Source organism: Roseinatronobacter thiooxidans (assembly GCF_001870675.1).
Classification (GTDB): Bacteria; Pseudomonadota; Alphaproteobacteria; order Rhodobacterales; family Rhodobacteraceae; genus Roseinatronobacter; species Roseinatronobacter thiooxidans.
In genome coordinates, this window is the sequence record NZ_MEHT01000001.1 from 270826 (window position 1) to 294697 (window position 23872).

General features: G+C 61.2%; 21 protein-coding genes and 1 other annotated feature. Of the genes, 5 read left to right on the top strand and 16 right to left on the bottom strand.

Translation table 11 applies throughout. The features are described from left to right. Nucleotides 1–7: 7 nt before the first annotated feature. The 3 genes from BG455_RS01185 to BG455_RS01195 all read right to left on the bottom strand — a co-directional run bounded on the left by BG455_RS01185 (nucleotide 8) and on the right by BG455_RS01195 (nucleotide 5673). Complete coding sequence (locus BG455_RS01185; RefSeq protein ID WP_245735434.1) at nucleotides 8–2329, bottom strand: xanthine dehydrogenase family protein molybdopterin-binding subunit; 2322 nt, start codon at nucleotides 2327–2329, stop codon at nucleotides 8–10. A gap of 49 nt (nucleotides 2330–2378) precedes the next feature. Continuing rightward, on the bottom strand, nucleotides 2379–3443 hold the full coding sequence (locus tag BG455_RS01190; RefSeq protein WP_071468110.1) for a glycosyltransferase family 4 protein: 1065 nt from the start codon (nucleotides 3441–3443) through the stop codon (nucleotides 2379–2381). 202 nt (nucleotides 3444–3645) lie between these two features. Then, a complete protein-coding gene (locus BG455_RS01195) occupies nucleotides 3646–5673 on the bottom strand; it encodes a polysaccharide biosynthesis protein (RefSeq protein ID WP_084386061.1) in 2028 nt (675 codons plus the stop codon). A gap of 666 nt (nucleotides 5674–6339) precedes the next feature. Here BG455_RS01195 and BG455_RS01200 point away from each other — a divergent pair. Continuing rightward, on the top strand, nucleotides 6340–7254 hold the full coding sequence (locus BG455_RS01200) for a glycerophosphodiester phosphodiesterase family protein (protein ID WP_071468212.1): 915 nt from the start codon (nucleotides 6340–6342) through the stop codon (nucleotides 7252–7254). Between the two features lie 46 nt (nucleotides 7255–7300). Here BG455_RS01200 and BG455_RS01205 read toward each other — a convergent pair whose 3' ends face one another. Continuing rightward, the gene (locus tag BG455_RS01205; protein WP_084386063.1) at nucleotides 7301–7807 is read right to left on the bottom strand and encodes a pseudoazurin; all 507 of its coding nucleotides are present in this window, start codon (nucleotides 7805–7807) and stop codon (nucleotides 7301–7303) included. A gap of 229 nt (nucleotides 7808–8036) precedes the next feature. On the opposite strand from BG455_RS01205, the gene BG455_RS01210 reads away from it, so the two are divergent. Next, entirely contained in the window at nucleotides 8037–8930 is an 894-nt protein-coding gene (locus BG455_RS01210; protein ID WP_071468111.1) for a homocysteine S-methyltransferase family protein, read from the top strand. A gap of 32 nt (nucleotides 8931–8962) precedes the next feature. Then, nucleotides 8963–9604, top strand: coding sequence for an NAD(P)-dependent oxidoreductase (locus tag BG455_RS01215; RefSeq protein WP_071468214.1), 642 nt, complete (start codon nucleotides 8963–8965; stop codon nucleotides 9602–9604). Nucleotides 9605–9917: 313 nt separating this feature from the next. Here the strand turns inward: BG455_RS01215 and BG455_RS01220 are convergent, their stop codons facing one another. From BG455_RS01220 to BG455_RS01245, 6 genes are all read right to left on the bottom strand, one after another. After that, complete coding sequence (locus tag BG455_RS01220) at nucleotides 9918–11900, bottom strand: hypothetical protein (protein WP_071468112.1); 1983 nt, start codon at nucleotides 11898–11900, stop codon at nucleotides 9918–9920. 134 nt (nucleotides 11901–12034) lie between these two features. Next, nucleotides 12035–13261 (bottom strand): ATP-grasp domain-containing protein, encoded by a 1227-nt coding sequence (locus tag BG455_RS01225; protein ID WP_071468215.1) that lies wholly within the window; start codon nucleotides 13259–13261, stop codon nucleotides 12035–12037. A 256-nt stretch (nucleotides 13262–13517) separates the two neighbouring features. Beyond that, the gene (locus tag BG455_RS01230) at nucleotides 13518–14345 is read right to left on the bottom strand and encodes a RibD family protein (RefSeq protein WP_071468113.1); all 828 of its coding nucleotides are present in this window, start codon (nucleotides 14343–14345) and stop codon (nucleotides 13518–13520) included. Further along, a complete protein-coding gene (locus BG455_RS01235; protein ID WP_071468114.1) occupies nucleotides 14332–15120 on the bottom strand; it encodes a class I SAM-dependent methyltransferase in 789 nt (262 codons plus the stop codon). The genes BG455_RS01230 and BG455_RS01235 overlap by 14 nt, the downstream gene beginning before the upstream one ends. 2 nt (nucleotides 15121–15122) lie before the next feature. Continuing rightward, nucleotides 15123–15518, bottom strand: a complete 396-nt coding sequence (locus BG455_RS01240) for a 6-pyruvoyl trahydropterin synthase family protein (protein WP_071468115.1) — start codon at nucleotides 15516–15518, stop codon at nucleotides 15123–15125. Between the two features lie 9 nt (nucleotides 15519–15527). After that, nucleotides 15528–16481 carry a zinc-dependent alcohol dehydrogenase gene (locus tag BG455_RS01245; RefSeq protein ID WP_071468116.1) on the bottom strand — a complete coding sequence of 318 codons (954 nt, stop codon included), beginning with the start codon at nucleotides 16479–16481 and terminating at the stop codon, nucleotides 15528–15530. 269 nt (nucleotides 16482–16750) lie between these two features. Here BG455_RS01245 and BG455_RS01250 point away from each other — a divergent pair, with 269 nt between their 5' ends. Then, complete coding sequence (locus tag BG455_RS01250) at nucleotides 16751–17482, top strand: FkbM family methyltransferase (RefSeq protein WP_071468117.1); 732 nt, start codon at nucleotides 16751–16753, stop codon at nucleotides 17480–17482. A 6-nt stretch (nucleotides 17483–17488) separates the two neighbouring features. Here BG455_RS01250 and BG455_RS01255 read toward each other — a convergent pair whose 3' ends face one another. The 5 genes from BG455_RS01255 to BG455_RS01275 form a co-directional block, all read right to left on the bottom strand. Further along, a complete protein-coding gene (locus tag BG455_RS01255) occupies nucleotides 17489–18271 on the bottom strand; it encodes an inositol monophosphatase family protein (RefSeq protein ID WP_071468118.1) in 783 nt (260 codons plus the stop codon). A 39-nt stretch (nucleotides 18272–18310) separates the two neighbouring features. Continuing rightward, nucleotides 18311–18949 carry a class I SAM-dependent methyltransferase gene (locus tag BG455_RS01260; RefSeq protein ID WP_071468119.1) on the bottom strand — a complete coding sequence of 213 codons (639 nt, stop codon included), beginning with the start codon at nucleotides 18947–18949 and terminating at the stop codon, nucleotides 18311–18313. Between the two features lie 22 nt (nucleotides 18950–18971). After that, nucleotides 18972–19529 carry a CIA30 family protein gene (locus tag BG455_RS01265; protein WP_071468120.1) on the bottom strand — a complete coding sequence of 186 codons (558 nt, stop codon included), beginning with the start codon at nucleotides 19527–19529 and terminating at the stop codon, nucleotides 18972–18974. Between the two features lie 72 nt (nucleotides 19530–19601). Beyond that, nucleotides 19602–20465, bottom strand: a complete 864-nt coding sequence (locus BG455_RS01270) for a universal stress protein (RefSeq protein ID WP_071468121.1) — start codon at nucleotides 20463–20465, stop codon at nucleotides 19602–19604. A gap of 13 nt (nucleotides 20466–20478) precedes the next feature. Next, nucleotides 20479–21969 carry a SulP family inorganic anion transporter gene (locus BG455_RS01275; protein ID WP_071468122.1) on the bottom strand — a complete coding sequence of 497 codons (1491 nt, stop codon included), beginning with the start codon at nucleotides 21967–21969 and terminating at the stop codon, nucleotides 20479–20481. A gap of 64 nt (nucleotides 21970–22033) precedes the next feature. Continuing rightward, nucleotides 22034–22089 (bottom strand) — a sequence feature (sul1 is cis-regulatory element that is thought to sense ions involved in sulfur or methionine metabolism; They are found in Alphaproteobacteria). Between the two features lie 459 nt (nucleotides 22090–22548). Between BG455_RS01275 and BG455_RS17025 the strand changes: the two genes are divergently transcribed. Further along, nucleotides 22549–22767 (top strand): hypothetical protein, encoded by a 219-nt coding sequence (locus BG455_RS17025; protein WP_143079857.1) that lies wholly within the window; start codon nucleotides 22549–22551, stop codon nucleotides 22765–22767. 159 nt (nucleotides 22768–22926) lie between these two features. Here BG455_RS17025 and BG455_RS01280 read toward each other — a convergent pair whose 3' ends face one another. Next, a complete protein-coding gene (locus BG455_RS01280; RefSeq protein ID WP_245735435.1) occupies nucleotides 22927–23853 on the bottom strand; it encodes a glycoside hydrolase family 26 protein in 927 nt (308 codons plus the stop codon). Nucleotides 23854–23872 lie beyond the last annotated feature (19 nt).

A 23872-nucleotide genomic window follows, 5' to 3' on the forward strand; every position in this document is an offset into this window, starting at 1 on the left:
GCAGCCTTCAGGCACCCGCCCCGCCGGTGTTCAGCCATGACCAGATGCGCTGGGGGGTCAGCGGCATATCGACATGGCGCACGCCTTGGTCCCACAGGGCATCCAGCGCGGCATTCGACAATGCCGCCAAGGCGCCCACGGTGCCTGCCTCGCCGCAGCCTTTCATGCCGATGGGGTTATTTGCCGAAGGCACGGGCACGCTTTCAAAGCGGATAAAGGGGAAATCTGTGGCGCGGGGCATGGCGTAATCCATGAAGCTGCCGGTTTGAAGCTGGCCTTGGGCATCGAACACAACTTCTTCCATCACGGCTTGGCCGTAGCCTTGGGCCACGCCGCCATGTACCTGCCCCTGCGCCAGCGCGGGGTTCATCAGGGTGCCGAAATCATCGACCGCCAGAAACCGGTCCAGCCGCAATGCGCCGGTTTCGGGGTCGATCTCGACCTCGCACAGATGCGCGCCGTTGGGAAAGGACCGCCCCGCCAGTTTGACCCGCCGTTCATGGCGCAAAAGCCCCTCGGCGCCATGTTTGCGCGCCAGATCAGCGGCTTCCATCAGGGTCAGGCGCTGGTTCGATCCGGCAGCAGAGAAGATGCCATCTTCAAAGGTCACCGGCGCTGTGCCAAGCGCGCCTTCCAGAAACGTGCTGAATGCTTCGGTCATTTGCGCGACCATGCCATGGGTGGCGGTTGTCTGCACTGTGACAGAGCGCGACCCGCCTGTGCCGCCGCCTTTGGCAATCAGGTCGCTGTCGCCTTGCACAATATCAATCAGCGACTCGTCCAGCCCAGTCAGCCCTGCCAGATAGCGCGCATACACGGTTTCATGCCCCTGCCCGTTCGACTGGGTGCCGACATATAGTGTGACCCGCCCTTCAGGCGTGAATTCCACCGCAGCCCCTTCGGTGTCATCGCCCAAGATCGCCTCAATATAGTAGCTTAGCCCCAGCCCGCGCAACAGGCCGCGCGCGGCACTGTCGGCTTTGCGCGCGGCAAAGCCTGCGACATCGCCCAAGTCTTGCGCGCGGGCCAGAAGGCGCGCGAAATCGCCCACATCATAGGTTTCGCCCGCCGGTGTCTGGTAGGGGAAGGCGTCGGTGGCAATGAAATTGCGCGCGCGTATCTCAAAGGGTGACAGGCCCAATTCGCGCGCGGCCATGTCCATGGTGCGTTCGATCAGGGTTATCGCCTCTGGCCGGCCCGCGCCGCGATAGGCGTCAACAGGTGTGGTGTTGGTATAGATGCCCTGCACCTGCAAATGCGCAACCGGAATGTCATAAACGCCGGTGAACACTTTGGAAAACAGCGCGGTCTGGATGTTCTGGCCGAATTGCGAGTTATACGCCCCCAAGTTGAACCGGGAACGGACACGGTAGCCGATGATGCGGTGGTCGGCGTCAAAGGCCAGTTCGGCGGTGCTGGCCAGATCGCGCGCGCCATTGTCCGAGGCGATGGACTCGCCCCGTTCCGCCACCCAGCCCACAGCGCCGCCCAAAGCGCGCGCAGCGGAAGCAAGCGCCAGATGTTCAGGGTAGACCATGACCTTCATGCCAAAGCCGCCCCCCACATCCGGCGTGGTGACATGCACCTGTTCGGGGTCCAGCGCCAGCAGCTTGGCCAATTCGCGTTTCATCGTCCACACGCCCTGCCCGTTGAAGGCGAAATGCAGGCGGGTGCCGTCCCATTCGGCCAAAGCTGCGCGCGGTTCCAGACTGGCGGCGGTGACGCGGTTCTGGCGCACGGTCAGCGTGGTAACATGGGCGGCGCGCTGGAATGCGGCGCTGGTTGCGGCCTCATTGCCCAATTCCCAGTCGAGGGCGATGTTATCGGGGGCCTCTGGGTGCAGGGCGGGGCCATTCGGGGCCAGCGACAAGGCAACGGGCAGTTCGTCAAATTCCAGCGCGATGGCATCGGCGGCGTCGAGGGCTTGGGCAAGGGTGTCGGCCACCACCAGCGCCACAGGTTCGCCCACATGGCGGATTATGCCATCGGCAAGGATCGGGCGCTTTGGCGCGGCCCCTTTGCCCCCGCGCCGGTCTGGCAAGCTTACCCCCAGAACAGAGCCGTTGACCCCTGCTGCATCCAGATCGCGGGCTGTCCAGACCCCGCGCACACCGGGCATGTTGCGCGCGGTGGTGGTGTCGAGCGTGGTGATGCGGGCATGGGCCACAGGGGCGCGCAGGAAAACGGCATGCAAGGCACCCGCTGGCAGGGTGTCGGCCAGATATTGGCCCTTGCCTGTCAGAAAGCGGATATCCTCGCGGCGCGTGCCCCCCTGCGATGTGCCGAATGCGTGCAAAGCCTGTTCCCCCGAATATGTTGCCCTGCACACGATAGCGGCAGAGCGGGCAGGGACAAGGGCAAGCCCTTGTCCTTTGGCATTATTTCCCGGCTGATGACGTTTGCACGCGCTGCAATGCGGCCTGCATGATGCGCGCGGCGTCGTGCCACTGTGGCAATCTTGCAGCCAGTTCCGTGCTTTTGGCGGCATAGGCATGGCGCAAGCTGTCATCTTGCAAAAGCTGCGCCAGCCCATTGGCAAATGCGGTTGCGTCATTGGGTGGCACCAAGATGCCGCTGCCCTGCGGCACGGTCTGCGGTACGGCCCCCACGGCGCAGGACAGGATCGGCAGGCCGTATAACTGCGCCTCGCTCAGGACCATGCCATACCCCTCATACCGCGTGGCAAGTGCAAAGAGGCTGGCGTCGTGGTAAAGCTGGTCCAGCGCATCGGGGGGGATTTCGCCTGTGAAGCGCACGCGCCCTTCCAGCCCAAGCCGCGCGCGTTGGTGCAAAAGCCTGTCATGCACATCGGCTTCGTGTACCATGCCGACGATTGCGGCCTGCCAGTCCAGATGCGCCACTTGCGCCAGTGCATCCAGCAGCACATCATGGCCTTTGCGTTCGCAGATAATCCCGACGGACAGGATCAGTGGCGGGCGGGGCTTGGATAGGGTGCGCAACCTGGGGCGGTCGAACCCCGGCAGCGCAATCGAGATATTGGCCTGCGCCACGCCGAAATCCTGCACCAGAATATCGCGCGTGTGGGGCGAGGGGACGACAACATGCGCGGCATGGCGCAAATTGGCCTTTTCGCGGGCCAGCAATGCGGCGGCGCGCTCGGGGGCCAGCCCCGCTTCCAGCCCCAAAGGGTGGTGCAGCATGGCAATGACAGGCCGGTTCAAACCCGCCAGAATTTGAGTGTCCATTGCGCCAAATACCAGCCCGTCCAGAACCAGCGGCATGCCTTGGGGCAGGGCGGCAAGCTGGTCTGCCAGATCGCGCGCGGCCTGTGGTGTTGGATCAGGCCAGGAGGGCACAACTTCCACATGGCGGGTGGGCTGGCCGATTGCGCGCAGGCTTTCCAGCATCCGCCGGTCATAGATATACCCGCCTGTTCGTGTGTTGATGTCACCGGGAATGGCGAAGGCGGCCTCTGGCTGCATGGGTTTGTTCCTTTAGCTGCGCAAGCGTTCACCGGCCATGCAGGCCAGCATGGCAGGACATAGCACATTGACAAGCCCCAAGCCCATCATGCTGCCCGCGCTTTTGGGGGTGCGATACCCATTCAGTTGAAACGGTATGGGGCGCTGTGGGGTTTGGGCCGTGCAGGGTCGCGTGCTGCCTTGCCGCTAAAGCTGTAGCATTTCACCTGTTCGTGCCCACCAGACGCAAGCGCGACTTCGCCGTGTTTTCAGACTTTGCCTGCCACATCATATCGTGAATTTCGCCGTTTTCAGGGCGATATTGCAAGGGCGCGCGCAACAGCACCGCTTGCACAGAGCGCAGGTCGAAGGTTTTGCACGCGGCCCACAAGTCTTCCAGCAGCTTTTCCAGCGCTGCGGGGGGCATGGAAATTTCCGAGGCAGTCAGGATGCGCGGGTGTTCGGTTCCTTGGGGGTTGCCTGCGATCAACAGTTCTTCGTGCAACTTCTCTCCGTGCCCAAGGCCCGTAATCAGGATGGCGATGTCACCACCCTCGCCCTCTGGTTCATGGGTGTCATCGACCATATAGGGGGTCAGCCCGTGCAACCTGATCATGGATTTCGCAAGGTCCAGAATTTTCACAGGCTGTCCCATATCCAGAACGAATACATCCCCGCCGCGCGCCATCGCGCCCGCCTGAATGACAAGCTGCGCTGCTTCTGAAATAGTCATGAAGTAGCGGGTCACCTGGGGGTCGGTGACGGTGACTGGCCCGCCCTGTTCGATCTGGTCGCGGAACCTTGGAATGACCGACCCCGACGAGCCCAGAACATTGCCAAAGCGCACCATGGAAAAGGTGCAGCCGCTTTGCTTTTGCGCTTGTGCCTGACAGATGAGTTCTGCCATCCGTTTGGTTGCGCCCATGATGTTTGTGGGGCGTACTGTCTTGTCGGTTGAAACAAGTGTGAAGCTTTGCACCCCGCATTCTGCGGCAGCTTCGGCAATGACCCTGGTGCCAAAGACATTGTTGTAAATGCCCTCGATCAGGTTTTCTTCGACCAGTTGCACATGTTTATAGGCGGCGGCGTGAAATACCGTCTGCACTTTGAAATGGCGTAAAATCGCCCGCATCCGGCCCGGATTCTGGACAGACCCCATGACCGGCAGAATGCGCGTGGCGTTGTCGCGCATGGTGTCGCGCAATTCGGTGGTGATGGTGTAAAGCGCGTATTCGGACACGTCGAGCATGACCAGCGCAGTTGGCTTTTGGGCAATGATCATGCGGCACAGTTCCGACCCGATTGTCCCGCCTGCGCCGGTGACCATGACAACTTTGCCGGTGATGTTCTGCGTCATCAATTCGGGCTTTGGTGGCACCGGATCGCGGCCAAGCAGGTCTTCGGGTGTGATAGCCCGCAAATCGGTGAAACGCGCGCGCCCCGAGACCAGATCACCCATGGAGGGGATGGTCTTCACCTCGACCCCAAGTGTTTCAAGGCGCGAGACGATCCGCCTGCGCCGCTGCCGGTTCAGGCTTGGCATGGCCAGCAGAATTTCCCGAATGTTCCACCGCGCGGTCAGGGCGCGCAAATCTGCCGCCGGATGCACAGGCACCCCGTTAATGGTTGTCCCATGCAGGCGTATATCATCGTCGACAAAGGCAACGGGGCGGTATTCCATGCCCAAATTCAGCGCTGCCACCAGCTGCTGTCCGGCATGGCCCGCGCCATAGATCACAACCGGCGTCAGATCGCGCAGCGATGGTTTGCGGATCAGCGAGCGTATCCAGAAGCGCACCCCGCCGACGCTTAGCAAAACCAGCATGGCATGGATCAGCACCAGACCGACAGGCATGGGCACTGAAAACGCGGCACTGAGCACCAGAATAACTGCGGCCCCGACGGCCGCACCCAGCACGATCACGCGCATGACGGTGCCGGTAATGTAGCGCAGCACGGCCCTGTACAGGCCCGCCCTGTCGAGGGCGAGCAAAGTGGCGGGAATCGCGGGCAGGGTGACGGCCAGAACCCAAGGGTCTGCCAGCATCGCCACATCTTCGCCACGAATAAAGATGGCCAGGACAAAACACGCCGCGATCAGCACCGCATCGCCGACCAGCTGCAAGGCGCGCTTGTTAGAGCGGTTCAAGTTGCCGGAATCGAACACAGATTTTTTCAGCCGCGTCTTTCGCGCAAAGGAGGTGGCGCGCCGTTTAGCGGTTTTCAGAACGCGACGTGTTCGGCGTGCCATTGCATTTATTTCCAAGGATCTTCTGATGCGCTGATTTAGCAGTTATAAAATGCGAATATTCTCAGCCTATAAAATAAACTAATCTTTTCTAAATACAACTTTTAGTTCGCAAGGATGTGGGCAGTTTTTATGCGTTATATGTAGTTTTTTGCAGCGTGCAACGAAGCTGTGCAAAAGAATCTCTTAATAAATAGGGGCTAAACGGGCAGTGCCTGCAGGGGCGGTTCAAAACAGACATGGCGGCTGTGCCTGAATTTTGATCACACTGCAGGCAGGCTGCACACCGACTGCCCATGTCAGGGCCGCGCTGGCGCATGTTGGGGGCGGATGCGTTGGCGCGTGTGACGCAGGCGTGGCCTTGTGTTCGAAGGCAAGGCCTGGATTGCGATCTTCGGGCTTTCGGCTGGGTTCTATATTGGACGTTTGGTCAAGGATGGAATTTGGATGGCGGTTAATGTGATTTCTCGCGTTTCGTTATGTCGCGGCTTGTGCGGCCGAATACCGAAACCAAGGGCCAGCCGGTGACGCCTTTTGCCGATTTGATCCGCCCGTTTCTGGCGGCTTGACCCCTTTGGCCCCCGTGCAAAAGGCGTGATCTGTGCGCGCTTGACATTGGGCGAGATGGGCGGGCAAGTTGCTGCGCTGATCTGTGCGAAAAGGGGTGTTATGGTCAACATTTTCCGGCGGCCTGCGGGGCAACCGCTTGTTTATGGGCATCGGGGTGCGCGCGGTGTGCTGCCTGAAAACACGCAGGCGGGGTTTGACTATCTGCGCGCGATTGGCGCGCATGGGGTCGAGATTGATGTACAGGTAACCGCCGACGGGGTGCCTGTGGTCATCCATGACCCGCTGATCCCCATGCAACTGGCGCGCACTGTCGCAGGCGCGTGGCTGGACGCGCCGGGGCCGAAGATAAGCGATCTGACCGTGGCAGAGCTGCGCGCCTATGATGTGGGGCGGTTGAACCCCGCCCACCCTTATGGCGCGCGGTATCCACAGCAGCGCCCTGCCGATGGTGCGCGCGTGCCGGTATTGGCAGAGTTTCTGGACTGGGCCGCACAAGACAGCGCGCTTTATATAAACATTGAAATCAAATCCTTCGCGGATCGTGACGATCTGGGCGCGGCACCAGATGTGCTGGTGCGCGCGGTTCTGGATGCGCTGGGGCATCACGGGGTTGCGAAAACTTGCCTGATTTCGTCTTTCGACTGGCGGGTATTGTCGGCGCTGCGCAAGATCGCCCCTGATATTGCGCGCGGGTATCTGAGTTATGAGCAAGCGGGCGAGGATTGCACCATTTTCGACGGCGCGCCGTGGATGGATGGTTTGCGGCTTGCCGATTATGCAGGCAGCCTGCCGCGCCTGATTGCAGCGCAAGGTGCGCATTGCTGGTGCCCCTATTTCCAAGACCTGACCCCCCAGCGGCTGGCAGAAGCGCATGATCTGGGGTTGGCGGTGAATGTCTGGACTGTGAATGCGCAGCCCGACATGGTGGCCCTGATCAAGATGGGGGTGGATGGTGTGATTACCGACTATCCCGCAGCCATGTTGCAAGAATTGGGCGGACGCGGCGGAAGGTAAGGCGGGGCAAATTTTGCCCCCGCCTGTTGTTTTCGTGGCGCCCTGTTCAGGCAAGCCCCTCTTCAGTGGCGATGGCGTCGATCTCGGCCAGATACTCTTCAACGCGGCGGGTTGTGTCGCGCCCGCGCAACGCACCTGCCGCTGTGCGCACATCTTCCAGATTGGTGGTGAAATCACCCACCAAGATGAAGCCGATCATGCCCATTGTCTGATGCGGCTGGCAGATATAGCCATAGGTGCCTTCAACATCGAGCGTGATTTCGATTTCTTCATTGATGCGGCCGGAAAACGCCTCTGCGCCTTCGGGTGTCATGCCGTCAATGGACTGGGCGTTATGCCCGCGATCGGTGGCAAGGAATTTGATGCTATCCCCCGGCTGCACCCGCACAATGGCCGGTTTGAACAGCATGCGCTGCTGTCTGTCGTCCGGGTCTACATTCAGCATGTCGATCTCGTGCATCTCGCCCGATGCCAGCGCGGCATGTGACGATGCAACTGTGGCGGCCATCGCACCACCGATCATGACCAGATGTTGGCGACGTGTCTGTTTCATTCTGAATTCCACCTTTTATTCATCTACACCTTATGTCACAGGCGTGTGGACCCGACAGTCGGGGTGCGCGCCACGCATGTGTGTGTTGCAGTTTGCAACATTGCATAACCTAGCGGGTTTCCTGAATTCGGAATGTGGCGAAACATCGCGGCGGGTTGGCGGCAGGGCCATCGCTTGACGCTCAGGGGCGGTCTGCTACCTCCGCCCCACGACAACAGGAGTTGAGTTTATGGCGCTGACAATCCTTGATGGCGGCATGGGGCAAGAGCTGGTGCACCGTGCCGGGCGTGCGACCCCGCTATGGTCTACGCAGGCGCTTGTCGATGCGCCCGAACTTGTGCGCGCCGTGCATCAGGAGTTTTTCGCCGCCGGGGCCGAGGTGGCAACGACCAACACATATGCTGTGTTGCCAGACCGGCTGGCCCCTTATGGCCTAGCGGACAGGCTGGAAGAGTTGACCGAAATCGCCTGCCGGATTGCCGCCGATGCGCGCGATGCCGCTGGCCATGGGCTGGTTGCAGGCTCGCTTGGCCCGTTGGGGTTTTCCTACCGGCCCGATCTTGCGCCGCCGCCCGAACAGGCCGCCGAGATTTACGCCAGCATTGCCGCCCTGCAAGCGCGCGTGGTGGATGTGCTGTTGCTGGAAACGATGTCTTCGCTTGATCAGGCGCGGGGCGGGCTGATGGGCGCGCAAATAGCGGGCAAGCCTGTCTGGCTGGCGCTAAGTGTCGATGATGCGGATGGCACGCGCCTGCGCTCTGGCGAAAGCCTGTCAGAGATTGCACCCTTGCTGGCAGAGTTCCGCCCACAGCGCGTCTTGCTGAACTGCGCCCGCCCCGAGGCCGTGTCACAAGGCCTGCCGCTGCTGGCGGGGCTTGGTGTGCCTTTCGGGGCTTATGCCAATGGCTTTACCAAGATCGACCCGCGATTCAACACAATTGGCGCGACAACCGATTTGCTAAGTGCGCGCAAGGATATCGGCCCCGACGCCTATGCCGATTTCGCCGCAGGCTGGGTGGGGGACGGGGCGTCTATTGTGGGGGGGTGTTGCGAAATCGGGCCTGCGCATATTGCCACCCTGACCCGCCGCCTGAAACCCCGTGCCGCGCCGCCAAGCCTGTAAGCGGGCCGTTATACCCCTCTGGAGTGTTCGAGATGACCCAACCAATTCTAATTCTTGGCGCAACTTCAGGGATTGGCAAGCTTGCGATGCAGGACGCCTTGCGCCGTGGGCATACCGTGCGTGCATTCGCGCGCAGCGCAGACAAGTTGGACGCCATGCCCAATCTGGAACGGTGGCAGGGCGATGCGGTGAATGCCGACGATCTTGCCGCCGCGCTTGAGGGTGTGGGGGCTGTGATCTATGCGCTGGGCATTACCGAACGGCTGTCGATGCTGTGGGAGGAAGAGACGCTGTTTTCCCGATCCACAGCGGTGTTGTTGGAGCAGATGACAGTTGCCGGGGTCAGGCGGCTGGTGTGCGTCACGGGCTTTGGCGCGGGCCGCAGCCGTTCGGCCATGAGCAGCCTTGAACGCTTGGGGCATGGCGCGGTTTTGGGCAGGGTCTATGCCGACAAGTCCCGACAGGAAGCCTTGATCGTGCAAAGCGATCTGGACTGGACGATTGCGCGCCCTGTGATTTTGACGAACCGTCCCGCCTCTGGTGCGGCGCGGGTGCTGGCCGACCCTGCAAGCTGGCGCAACGGGATCATTTCGCGCGCGGATGTGGCGGCCTATTTGGTGGATGCGGTCGAAGGCGGGCTGAATATGCGTCAAGATGTTGTGCTGGCCCGCTAGGCGCTAGGGTGCGCCACCAGACAAGAGAGAGGCAATGACAGCTTTGAGGGCTGGGGGACAAGACAAGCCGCGCATTGTCGGGCCGTGGTGCGGCGATCCGCGCCCCCTGCTACAGCACTTTATGCTGGAAAAATCCGCGTAAGATCAAGGCTTTGCGCGTAGCCAAGCCAAATCGCCGTGCCGGGGGACGGCCCTTTGAGGCGCGGCGGCCTACGGCCTTTACTCCGCGCAGGCGAATGGCAGATTAGTCCCGCACCTGACCTTTGTCACACATGGCGGCGTCTTGTGTCAGCTGCCGAACAGCAGGGGCCAGCTACACCCTGTCGCGCGCCCAGCTGTGCTGCGCCATGTCGCGGATTGCGGTGATCTTCTCATCTTCGACAGGCACAGAAACAGGCGTATGCAGCCCGTCATTGTGGAAAATATACAGCCGCGACGCGAATTGCCCGAAGGGCAGTGACGCTTCGCCCAACCGCTCGCCATTGCCGTGGGTGGATACGACAATGCCCAAGCCCCAATCCTGCCCGCTGTCATTGTTGGGGTTGAAGAAATACACCCGCATGTCGCCGGACTGGTCCAGTGCGACACGAATAATGGTGATGGCATGCCAGCCCACGAAGGTGCCCTGACTGTCTGTCACCGCAATGCCTGCGGGTTGGGGGTGGATGACGGGTTCATTGCCATTGTGCAGCGGGTGATAGGCCAGATGAAAATCGCGGATGAACTGGTCATAGTCCTGCAACTTGCCTGTCATTATATCGACCGCGATGTGAAATTCGCGCCCGACCCACCAGCCATGAAGTTCGGGGTTGATCCAGCGGTGGGGGTCTTCGCCCCTGTCGGCCACGCGCCGCCCCATTTCGGCATAGATGCGGTCCAGATGCGGGACAAGCAACACCGATACGGCATCGGCATCCAGCGGGGTATGCAGGGCCAGACCGGCAGGCAGCAGCGCCGAGTCGAGCGCGGCCCCCTCGAAATACATAACGATGCGGTCATTCGCGGTGACTTGTGCCAACAGCCATAGCAGGTAGTCGGGGTCATTCAGCGCCCAGATCGATAAGGCGCGCGCGGCCTGACAGGTGGGGTTGTTGCCCTGCCCTATGCCCAGCGGTTGGCCCAGCAATGTCAGCAGCCCCGCAACAAGGCGCTGGTGGGGTGTCACATCGGACCCGAAAGCGGCGGCCAGCCCCTCTTCGCAGGCGGGGGAAAGCGGGGTTCCCAACAGCCGCCACAGCGAGGGGGCAATGGGCGGGGAATACAGAATGCCCCGTTCCAGCATCAGGGAAATGCCCAAGACGGCCTGCGCTGTACCGGGGTGGACGGCCACATCTATCAGTTGTTGCACAAGCGGCTGGTAGCAGCGCAGGCAATCCAGCCCTGTGCTGCTGAGGCCAAGGGCATCGGGCAGAAAATGGCCCTGCCCGCTGTCCAGAATGTAGCGCAGATACGCGGCGTGATATTCCGAGACCAGCCCTGTGTCATGCATGGCGCGCGCCATGCCCGAGGCTTCGGCCTGCAAGCTGCCTGTATCGGCATGGGCAAGACGGGCCACATAGGCATCGAGGCCGGGGTCTTCGCGGCACAGGTCTGTCGGGCCGAACAGCGCACTGATAAGCCGGTCTGCGCCCAGACGGTTGGCGCTGGCGCTGAAACTCTGGCCTTGCTGCCCCAGCGCGATTGCGATTTGCAGGATCATGGATTTCACATGCCCCACCTGAATTGGCCTTTGGCGCAAGATGCGCCAGACTTCCTCGACCAGCCGCCCCAGAATCCCTTCGGTGCCGACCCCGTCCAGCAAGCGCTGCAACAGCGCATCAACCGCCGGTGTCAATTCATGCGCGGACAGGCGCGCGGCTTCGTGATGCGCGCCCAAGATGCGGTCAAGGTTCAGCGCCAGAACCTGTGTCAGGAAATGATGCGCATGTTCAACCGGCAAACCGGGCTGCGCATGCGCCCCGCGCACCACAGCCAGAAACCGCAACAGGTTCAGGGTTTCCAACACCACGATGCGCGGTTCTGGCGATTTCAGCGCATTGGCCACCATGCCGGGCACAAGGCCCGATGGCTTTGCCCAGTCGGTGCCGTCAAATATGCCCGCGCGGTCCAGTGCGGCGGCGCGGTCTTCCAGCGCGGCCAGCCCGCCTTGCTGTTTCAGCACGCGCTTGGCGGCATCCAGCACGCGGCCCTGATAGCTGAATTTGGCCGCAGAGGACGCGCCCGCAAGCTGGCCCAACACATGGTCAAAGCTGCGCAAAATGGGCTGGATCGAACTGCTGTCAGAGGTCATGGTCATTGCCGGTTATCCTGTGACGCGCGATTTTACGCCGGTTTATGTGTCCAAATTGCGCCGCTTTGCGGCCGGATTGCAAGGCGGCGCGGTGCGGTCGTGGGAAAACTGCCACATCCGCCCGCCGCGCCGCTGCATGCTCAGAGGTAGAAATCCAACTCTTCCTGCGCCTTGAGCAGGTCGCGCAAGCGGTGCGGGTCTTCGCCAAAGAAATAGACCAAGCCCCAATGCGTGCCAAAAGCTGTGCGTTTGGTCACTTTGGATTCCATTGGCGCGGCCAGTTCGTGGAATTCAAAATAGGGGTCATTTTCCGTTTCTTCGGGAATGCGCAATTCGCTGACCACGCGGCGGCGGGGGTAGACCCCGAAACAGCCCGCATGACCCAGCGCATCCTTGACAGGGGTTGGAAAAAACGCGTCCAGTTCTTCCTGCGTTGCTTTCGGGTCGAAGGACAGCACCAGCGCCTGATAGGCATTAAAGCCGTACGCGCGTTCCATCAACTCGAACGCGTTGAAGCCGGGCGGGCGATAGGCCACTTCACCGAAATACATTGTGCCGTCATTGGTCACGAAATATTCGGGGTGGATGAAGCCGAAATCAATATCGAACACCTCGATCAGTTTCTCGATCTGTTCGGTGATCTTGCCGCGCCATTTTTCCAGCTCTGGCGTGGCGGGCACAAAGACGGAATAGCCCAGCGTGACATATTCCGAGATGTTCAGGAACTGGATCTTGCGGTCCTTGATCCATGCCTCGACCGCGAATTCCCAGCCATCCAGATGCGATTCCAGCAGCGCGGGAAATTCGTCATCGGCAATCGCGGCCACATCATCGGGCGAACGGATGACGCGGTGGCCAAGGCAACCGGCCTTGTCGAACGCCTTGAAATGAATCGGGTCATTGGGGTCGCCATCCAGTTTCAGAAGTGTCTGGTTCACGCGCTTCAAAAAGCGGATCACATCGGATTGATCCATCGCTTCCTCGAAAATGCCCACGCGAATCCCGCCAAGCTGCGCGCGCCGTTTCATCAGCGACTTGTCGCGGAACAACATGGCCTGACCCAGCAGGCGGGGGTTGTCCATCAGAACGGAATTCACCGCCCCGGCCCATTCGACAGTTTCCTCGAATAACGGGATCGAGACATCTACGCCCATATCCTTGAGCGTGGTCGCAAGCTCGTGCGAGCGGTCGTTCAAGCGCTCGAAATCCCAGCTGACAAAGGGAATATTGTGCTGCGTGGCATAGTCTTCTGCCCATTTCGGGGCCACGATGACATAGCGGCGATCAAACTTTTCCAACGCATCTATGCAACGCAGACTCCAGCCAAGGATTGCAATGTAACTCTTGTTCGGGTCTTTCGTCGGCATGATCTCTCCTTCATTACGGATCAACATATTGCAGCCCTGCCCCTGTGGCGGACAGGCCAATATGCTTCGCAGAAAGAAGTAACATGAATGCGGTCTGAATGACACAGCGCAGCGAAAATAAGTGAAAACTACAAGAAAATGTCCGATTCTTGCGAAGTTCTGAAACAAAGTGCGCCGCAATTATTTATTTTGGCAACAAAAATATTTTAGGCTGAAATCAGCGCAAGGTGCTGCATAGGCGTGGCACTATGCGGGCTTAGCCGGTGGATTTATCCAGCAGGCCGATATGTTGGGGTTGCTCTGCCTCTGCGGCGGCGGGGGTAAAGCCGCAATCGAACAGCACATCGGACCCTAAAGAGAAGGCGCGCATCTGCGGGCGCAGTGCATTGGCCAGCTCTGCGCTGGGGCTTGGCAGGGTCAGCCCTTGTGGGCCGCCGCCGATCAGCAGCGGCGCAATCGCCACTTGCAGGCGCGTCAGCAAGCCCGCTTCCAGAAACCGCGCGATGGTAATGCCGCCCCCTTCTATCAGCAGGGAATGCAGCCCTTCGGCGCGAAGCCGTGCGGAAATTTCGGCTGGGTCCAGTTGGTTCTTGTGCCGGTCCAGCCGGATAACCTGCACCCCGTTCGGGCGGGTGCGGTCTACGGCCTGAATGACAAAGCGGCGCGCGCCGTCATCGCGCAGGGCGGGCGCGTCATCGGGCAGGCGGCCTTGCGGGTCGATCACGATGCGGTCTGGGTTTGGGCCATCGCAAAGCCGCACTGTCAGGCGCGAGGAATCGTGCAGTGCTGTGCGCACCCCGATCACGACACCATCGACAAGCGCGCGCATCCGGTGCAGATGGGCCAGCCCGTCCGGCCCTGACACATCGCGCGCGTCGCCCGTGACTGTTGCTACGCGGCCATCCAGCGACTGGCCGATCTGCCCGACTGTCACTGGTCCCAGATCGCGCCGTGCCAATGGGCCATACAGGTCAAGCGCGGCACGCTCGCCCGCGCTCCATCTGCCGCAACAGGCGCATGCGCGCCCGCGTCTGATGTCCAGAATACGCGCCCAAGCTTTCGGGGTGACATCAACGAACAGCATGGCGTGCCTCGATCTGTGCGCGTCCGGGGATGGCCAGAATATCCAGATGTCCGATGGTGCAGCGGGTGTTTTGCGCGGCCATCTGCCGCCTTTGCCCCCAGTCGCGGGCATTTTGCGCGCCCGCATCGGCGGCGGCCTGCGCAATGCCGCTGGTCAGGGCGATCTGCAATTCGGCCATATCGGGGCCAATGTGCCACGGGCTTTCGGCCTGTGCCACGTCAAACCCCTTTGCGCCCAAATGCTGCGCCGCGCGCCCTGCTGCATCTGGCCCAAGCGCTGGCCCAAGGCCCTTGTCGCTGCGCTGGTGGTGGTTGAAGGCGTGGGTTATCGCGGCATCTTCCGGGTCTTGTGGCGACCAGTGCATGATACCGTCATAGGACAGCGCAGCATAAAGCGGCGCATTCAGCCGTTCGGCAAGGGCCTGAACCCAAGCATCTGACACAAGGTCCAGCAGCGCCGAGGCCGTGACCAGCGTGGCCCCTTGCAGTGGTAAGGCGTCTATGTCTGCGATGTCTGCCTCCACCAGTTCTGCCCCGCCGCCGGCGACAGCGGCCGCAAGGGCCAGCAGGGCGGGGTCATTGTCTACAAACCGCCAACGCGCACCTTTGGGGAAGTGTTGCGCCATGGCCCGCCATGTGGCCCCTGTGCCGCAGCCCAGATCAACGATCAGCGGTTCTGGCCCCGCCGCCTGCACCGCGCGGCGCAACAGCGCCCCATCGCGCGCCGCCAGATCGGCAGGCTCTCGCAAGGCAAGCCAGTCGGCGGAAAACCCCATGGTTAGATGCTCCCCTCATACCAAGCGCGGGCAAGATGGCTTTCATGCAGCATGATGCGCAGCCGCAGCACGCGCCCTGCATCAGACAACTGCCCCGCGCGCACGCGCATGGCCATCTGGTCAAAGATATGGCGGCACAGAAATTCGGTGGTGGTGAACTTGCCCTCGAATTCGGGCACTTCGTCCAGATTCTTGTAGCGCAGCGGTGCCAGCACTTGGGCCAGCGCATCGGTTGCAAGGCCAATATCGACAACAAGGCCATGCTGGTCGATGTCTTCGGTCATGAAGGCGGCATCGACTGTGAAGGTTGCGCCATGCATTCCCTGTGCAGGGCCAAACACGGGCGAGGGCAGGGAATGGCCGATCATGATATGATCACGGACTTCGACAGCGAACATGGGGTTCTCCTATTCGGGGGTGTAGCGGATGCGGTGGCACAAGGTGCCGGTGTCAGACAGGATCGCGCCATAGCGCGCGGGCAGATCGTTGAACAGCGTCTCTCCTGAAACAAGCGCGTCCAGCGCGGGGTCGGCCAGCAATTCCAGCGCTTTCGCCATGCGGCGTGCATAATTCCAGCGCGGCGCGCGTGCAGTTGGCAGGGTGCCCACTTGCGAGCTGACAAGCCGCAAGCGGCGGCTGTGGAACGCGCCGCCAAGGGGCAGGGGTGTTGCGCCCGCGCCGTGCCAGCTGCCCTCGACGATCGTGGCCTCTTGGCCTGCGCACTCCAGTGCCAGCGCCAGCCCCTGGGGTGTTGCCGACAGATGCACGACCACATCGCAGTCTTTGGGCGCATCAAGGGGTTGGGCAAAGCGGCACCCGAGTGCTTGCGCGATTTCTTCGCGTTGCGGGTTCACATCGACCAGCGTGACATCTGCGCCCGGCAGGCGCGCTGCCAGATAGCCTGTCAGCGCCCCCACAACGCCTGCGCCGATCACGGCAATCCGGTCGCCCGCGCCTGCGCCGCTGTCCCACAGAATGTTCAGCGCCGTTTCCATATTGGCCGCCAGCACTGCGCGCGCGGGGGGCAGACCATCGGGCAAAGGGGTCAGGGCTGCATCAGGCAGGCGAAACCGCGACTGGTGCGGGTGCAGTGCAAACACAATGCGGCCCGCAAGCGGGCCTTCCAGCACGCGCCCCACAGCGCAATAGCCGTATTTCACCGGAAACGGGAAATCCCCTTCTTGCGCAGGGCCGCGCATGCGGGTGTGCTCGCTTTCCGGCACGCGCCCTTCAAATACCAGCCGTTCCGTGCCGCGGCTGATGCCGGAATACAGCATTTCCACCAGATCGCCCTTGCCCATGGCACAAGGGCGCAATTCGGCCTGTTCCGGGCCGATACACCATAGCGCGTATTCCGTCATGGCAGCACCCGCCTTTGGTGGGGTACCATAGCCTGCAGCCCCGCGCCGCAGAACGCCCGCGCGCTGTCGCCTGAAAGCCCGCCCCACCCGTAGGTGTATGAAACAAAAGGCACTGGATGCATGGTAGTCCTGTTTATTGCCAAGCGTGTTGAGATGTAGCCCTGTATGGGCCAAGGCAAGCATGCCGCGCGGCAAAGTGTCGCCCAAGCCCCATTGGACCGGCGCGATACCGCGCTAGTTTACGCCAGAATGCAAGAAAGGTTGACCAGATGGACCGTTGGCTGGGCCTCGCCAGATCGTTGATTATTTATCACAATCCCGCGATGATGCGCGGGTGGCGCAGGTTTTACAGTGAAATCCTGCGGCCCGGTGATGTGGTTTTCGATGTGGGCGCGCATGTCGGCACCCGCGCGCGGGCCATGCGCCGCGCGGGCGCAAAGGTTGTCGCGCTAGAGCCGCAATCGCTGTTTGCCAGCTATCTGCGCTTTACCCTGCCGCGCGATATTGTGCTGCTGGAAGCCGCCGTTGGCGCGACCGAGACGGTTGCCGAAATGGCCGTGTCATCGCGCCACCCCACTGTGTCATCCCTGCAATCGAGCTTTGTGGCAGGTGCTGCGAAAGCGCCGGGGTTTGACCATGTGCGCTGGGATCGGGTGCAAAAGGTGCAGATGGTCACGCTGGACGGGCTGATCGCGCGGCACGGTTTGCCAAGCTATATCAAGATCGATGTCGAGGGGTTCGAGCTGGATGTATTGTCCGGCCTGTCGCGCGCGGTGCCGATGCTGTCGGTCGAGTATCTGCCGGGCTTTCCAGACCTGACCCATGCGGTGCTGGACCGCATAGAGGAATTGGGCAAATACCGCTTCAACCCTGTTGTCGGGGAAAACGCGGCGTTTCTGTGGCCGGACTGGCGCAGCGGGGCTGAAATGCGTGAATGGCTGGCGGGGTTGCCCACTGACGCCCCCTCGGGCGATGTGTTTGCACAGGTTGTGCTGGAATAACGCGCATCATTGGCCCCGAAGGCAGGCGGCGAAGGCCGGAAACAGGGCAGGGGTGGCGGTGATGACGGTGCCTGTGGCCTCTGGCCGCTCGGCCATATGCCAGCCTTCGACCTGCGCGCCCGCCTCGCGCAGCAGGACAAGCCCTGCGGCAATGTCCCAAGGCTGCAAGCGCCGTTCCCAGAACCCGTCCAGCCGCCCTGACGCGACATAGGCCAGATCGAGCGCCGCCGCCCCCATGCGCCGCACGCCTGCACATTGGGGCATAAGCCGCGCAATGTCGGCGGCGTGCGCGTCTATATGCGCCATGCCGCCGAAGGGGATGCCGGTGCCGAACAGGGCATCGCCAAGCCGGGCCGTTTCGGCCACCTGTATGGGCTGGCCGTTCAGCGTTGCGCCTGCGCCGCGCGTGGCGGCGAATGTCTCGCGCCGCACGGGGTCATGCACCACGCCAAGGGTCAGTTCGCCCGCATCTTCCAGCGCGATGGACACGGCCCAATGGCCGATGCCGCGCAGGAAATTGGTGGTGCCGTCCAGCGGGTCCACGATCCAGCGCCGCGCGGTTGTGCCTGCGGCGCCGGTTTCCTCGCCCAGCCAGCTGTCGGTGGGGCGTGCAAGGACAAGGGCCGCGCGCAAGTGGTCTTCGGCGGCGCGGTCGGCCTGAGAGACGAAATCGCCCGCGCGCTTGGTCGTCACGCGCAGTTGCGCGCGCGTGGCCCAATGGGCGCGCAATATCTCGCCTGCCTCTTGCGCCACGCGCAGCGCCAGTGAAAGGTCATTTTCCTGTGTCACGGTATGGTTTGCCTGTGGGTAGTGGGGGCTGCGTAAAACCTAGGGCACATCACGGCCACAGCCAGCCTTGCGGGCCACGATATAGGGGTTTTGGGCATAGGCCCCGAAAATGCGCTGCTCGACAATCTCGAACCCTGCATCTTCCAGTGCCTGGCGTAACTGCGCGACACTTAGCATCGTGGCGACCGGAAACACCCCAAACACCCGCAGCACCGCAAACAGCGCGCGCAGCCACAGTTTTACATCTGCAAAACACCATGTCTTGCAGATCAGCAGGCCATGCGGTTGCAGGCTGGCATGGATGCGGGCCAGCAGTTCGGGCATATCGTCCACCAGATGCAGCAGGTTGAAGGCGCAGATTGCATCGAACGGGCCATCTTCCAGCGCGTGCCGGGCGTCGGCAATTTTAAAGCTCACCCCCTCGGCCCCCGGTTTGGATTGCGCAATGCGCACCATTTCGCCCGAAAAGTCGGTGGCAACCCATTGCGCGACCTTCGGCGCAAGATGAATGGCCGTGCCACCTGTGCCACAGCCAAGTTCCAACACGCGGTCGGTGGTGCGCAGATGGGCCGCAGTGGCCGCCAGCATCGCATCATAGGCAGGCACGTCTTTCAGCGGGCGCGCGGCATAGCGCTGCGCGATCCTGTCCCAGAAGCGGCGGTTTTTGTGGCGCGTCATGGGGGCGGTCCTTCGCTTTGGGTCAGTAAAAGCCGATTTCGCGCAGCTCGATTTCCGCGTCATGGTCGCGCCCGAAGGCCACAATGGCAACAGAGCGCAGACTGCCCACACGCGGCACGGCCCGCAGCAACGCGCCAGAGGGGGAAAACGCATCCAGCGGAATGCGGATTTCTGCCCATGTGCCTGTCACGTCAAACCCTGCCTGATAATATTGCCACGGCAAAACTGTGCCGCTGGTGCGCAAATGCACAAAGTAGCGCTGGTCATTGCCGCGCACGACCAGCCGCAGGCCTTGGGTGCCATCTGGTGGCGGGGCTTGCAGGTCCAGCCGCATCTGGATGAAGCCGCCATTATTCGCCGTGCTGACACGTCCTGTCATGCGCGCAAAGGCGACACTGCCCTCTTGTCGCATTTCGACCTGCCCGGTCGAGATGCCGCCCATCACGCCATCCGAGAAGAACCGCCAGCGCGTTTCAGGCTGCATGGTGAAATCTTCGATCAGGGTCTGGCTGGCCAGCATACCGGGGGCAGTGGTGCAGGCCAAAAGCGTGGCGATGAGGACTGGTCTGAAAATGTGCATCTGGTCCTTGGGAGAGAGCGAGGGGCGCGCGGGCGGGTATATCCGGGGTGATATGACCCGCCGCGCCTGTGATCATCTGGTCAGAACAACCGGCACCTTGCAAGAGCGGATCATGGCCGTGGTGGTGGACCCGATGATCAGGGTGCGGATGCGCGAATGCCCGTATGCGCCCATCACCAGCAGGTCAATCTGTGCCTCATCGATCAGCTTGCCAAGCGCGGTTTCCGGCTGGCCCGCAATGACAGAGGTTTCAGCGTCCAGCCCTGCCGCTTTCAGCAGCGCTTTTGCGTCTTCCAGCCCCTTTTTCACCTCTGCCGTGGGGGTGCCCACTGTCACGACATGCACCTGCAAGCCCTGAAACAGCGGGCTGCGGGCAATGTGGTCGATGGCTTTCATTGCCGATACGCCGCCGTCATAGGCGACCAGCACTTTCGAGATGGGTTTGAACGCGCGCGAGGCTACGAAAACAGGTTTCGTGCTGGCGCGGATGATTCGCTCTAAGTTCGATCCAAGATGGCCCTTGGCGAAATCCGCCGCCTCGCCGCGCTTGCCGATCATGATAACGCGGGCGTCTTTTTCGATCTCGCCCACGGCCTCGACAATGTCGCCCTGCCGCAGGCGGGTGGTGATTTCATTGACGCCGGCCTTGTCCAGAATGGCGCGGGCATCTTCCAGAATGGCGCGGCCCCGATGGCTGGTCAGCTTGGCGCGCTGTGCGTCCAGTTCGGCCAGTTCCTGCAACAGGGCGGTGCGCGCGCCCAGTTTGATTGTGCCAGAGAAATCTGCCGCTTCGGGTGCGTCGCGCCGCCCAAGGACATGGATCAACTCTACCGGCGCGTCGGTGCGCTGGGAAATCCATGCAGCATGGTCGCAAACGCTGGCGGAATAAACAGACCCGTCAACAAGGGCCACGATTTTTTGTGGGTGTTCAGTCATGGTCTATCCCTTTTCAATGCGACATCAGTTTATCCATCGCGCCCGGCTTGTCATGGATGGCAAGCTTGTCGACGATGGTTTCTGTCGCTTCATTCATGCCGATCACCTCTACCTCGGCCCCGTCACGGCGGAATTTCAGAATTGCCATGTCCAGCGCCTGCACCGAAGAGATGTCCCAGATATGCGCGCGGCTGACATCGATGATGACTTTGTCCAGCGCTTCCTTGAAGTCGAACGCCTCCATGAAATCTTCGACCGAGCCGTAGAACAACTGCCCCTCGACCGTATAGGTGCGCATGCGCCCGTCTTTGGAAATATCGCTGCGCATGGTGAAGAGTTGCGCGATCTTGCCGGCAAAGAAAATGCCCGACAGCAGCACGCCCACCAGCACCCCAATCGCAAGGTTGTGGGTGTAGACAACAGTGACAACTGTTGCGACCATCACGATAGAGCTGGAGCGCGGATGCACCCGCAGCGCCTTGATAGACGACCAAGAGAAGGTGCCGATGGACACCATGATCATTACCGCGACCAAGGCGGCCATGGGAATTTGTTTCACCAGATCCCCCATCACAAGGATCAGAAACAGCAGATAGACGCCTGCGGCAAAGCACGACAACCGCCCCCGCCCGCCGGATTTGACGTTGATAATGCTTTGCCCGATCATCGCACAGCCCGCCATGCCGCCGATAAAGCCGGTTGCGGTGTTGGAAATGCCCTGCCCGATACATTCCTGATTGCGGTCCGAGCGCGTGTCGGTCAGGTCATCGACGATATTCTGTGTCATCAGGCTTTCCAGCAGGCCCACAACCGCGATGGCCATGGAATAGGGGAAAATGATCATCAGCGTCTCAAATGTCAGCGGAATGTTCGGGATCAGGAACATGGGCAATGTGTCGGGCAATTCGCCCATATCGCCTACGGTGCGCACATCCAGCCCCAGCGCCACCGCAACAATCGTCAGCACAACGATTGTCACCAAGGGCGAGGGGATGGCCTTGGTCAGCATGGGCAGGCCGTAGATGATGGCCAGACCAGCGGCGACCAGAACATAGGTGATTAACGACACCTCGCGCGGGTCCAGTTCGGGCAATTGCGCCAGAAAGATCAGGATTGCCAGCGCGTTGACAAAGCCGGTCATCACCGATTTCGACACATAGCGCATGACAAAGCCAAGTTTCAGAATGCCTGCGCCGATCTGCAACAGCCCTGCCAGCACAGTGGCTGCAAGCAGGTATTCCAGCCCGTAATCGCGCACCAGCGTGACCATCAGCACTGCCGTGGCCGCCGTTGCCGCCGAGATCATACCCGGCCTGCCGCCGGTAAAGGCGATCAGCACAGCAATCGAGAAACTGGCATAGAGGCCCACTTTCGGGTCCACGCCCGCGATAATGGAAAAGGCAATCGCTTCGGGGATCAGCGCCAGCGCCACAACCAGCCCCGCGATAAGATCGCCGCGCACATTGCCGAACCACTGGTCGCGGTAAGCATTTAGTGAAATCATGTCATAGGTTCCTGACCGGCAAAAGCTGCGCAACAGCGCGCCGGTATTTCATGGTGTTTATTCTGGTTATCCGGCGGATCAGCGGCCGGAAGAGCCACCCGGGCTTGCACCGGGTCCATGCGATTGGCCCGAGCCTTACGCGAAAAGATGCATCCTGAGCAACTTGAAAAGGCATAAATCCCGCCGCAGCGCAGGAAACCCCGCGCCTATGCGGCTTTTATAATCATCTGTCTGGCAAAAGGCGCATGGGATCGTGCGTGCCTTTCCGTCGGGGCGCAGTGGCGCATTTCAGGTTTTGGCACGCCCGCCTTGGTGCCCCAAAAGGCAAAATTCGCGCCTGCACAGACCCATGCGAACCCAGCCCATCGGCAGGATTCGGCCTGATGGGGTGCCTTTGTGTTTGTATCATGCGGCCTGCGACTATAGCTTCCCACCACTAGGATGCAGCCGGACCTTAGTACCAACGCGTAGCCGATCTGCTTCGTTCCACCATAATCTTCGTTCCGTGCCGCAAAAATTGCGCGCCACCATACCTGCATCATGTCGCATCAGACCCCTTCAACATACAGAAAGAACACAATGCAAACTCTTCTTGGCATTTCGGTACTGACCTGGGGCTTGGCCCTTTCGGCCTGCGCCCCTGTCCAGCCGGAAGTCTCTCGCTCTGCTGTCGCTCAGGTGCAAAGCAATCCGGCGACAGGTGACAAAGGCCTGATCACCCCGCCCGCTACGCCAGCCCATAACTGGACCTGCACAGCCTCTGGTGCGGGCATGGCGGGGAAATGTATGAATAACTGACATGCTGCCTGTGGTTGTCACGGGCGATCACAGACCCCCGGCCTTGCCCACGGCACACCCTTTCAGGCGCGGCGGCCCGTGGCCTTGTGCCCGCGCTTGGGATGGTACTGCATTGCCCCCGCCAGCTGCTATCGGGTGCCTTGAATCAGGTGGCGCACCCTATTCGGGGCGTTGGGCGCTGTTGCGCCAGTCAGGCAGGCCAAAATCATGCGGCCATGGCCAGACTTCCTGACTGTTGAAATAGATCACAGCGGTAAGTTCGGGAAACCTGTCTTCTGTCTGACGCACAGTGTTGAACCATTCGTCCATATATGCGCGATCCCCGACAAAGCCCAATTCTGCCACCATTATCGGTTTGCCAAAATCAGAGACACGGTTGTAGCGGGGCGCAAGGACTTCGGTGAAACTCTGCTCGCCACCAAGATGCAAGCGTTGAAACTCTTGCGCGCCAAAGACAGACAGGCCGATCACATCGACCACATCTTCGCCCGGAAAATAGGGCTCAAGCCCCTCTTCACCGGCAGGGGACCACATAAAGCTCAAGTCCGGCGCGACAGACCGGCAGACTTCGACCATGCGCCTGTATGCTGCGATATGGTCTTCTGGGTTCCACATTGACCATGGGAAATGGCCATTGGGATTGTCCATCTCATGCGCCCAACGCACGGTGACGGGGCTTTCCAGCGTGCCAAGAACAGTGCAGACGCGCCGCATAGTCGCATCGTGACGTCCCGCCAGAACATCGCGGCGCAATGTTTCGGCCTCATAGGGCGCACCCCAGACCCACGGCTCGATCGTGACAAGCATTGAGCGATTGCGTTGGCGGATATATTCATCGGCGGTGTGCAGCGTGTCCAGATCGACGCCTTCCCAAGGCAGAAAGACATGCTCGATGCTGACTTCGGGGTCTGCGGCAAAGCTGCCTTCGGGGTCGTAGACGCCGAAAATGGTGGTTCCCGGCGGGGCAGCCAGCGCGCTGCCCGCAGCCAGCAAAAGACCTGCGATTGCCGCAGATGTAACTTTTGGCGCCATTCCGGTGACAGGGTCACCACGGCACGGATGAATAGTGGATAGCAAGATTTTCATCATTCTCTCCAAGTGTCAT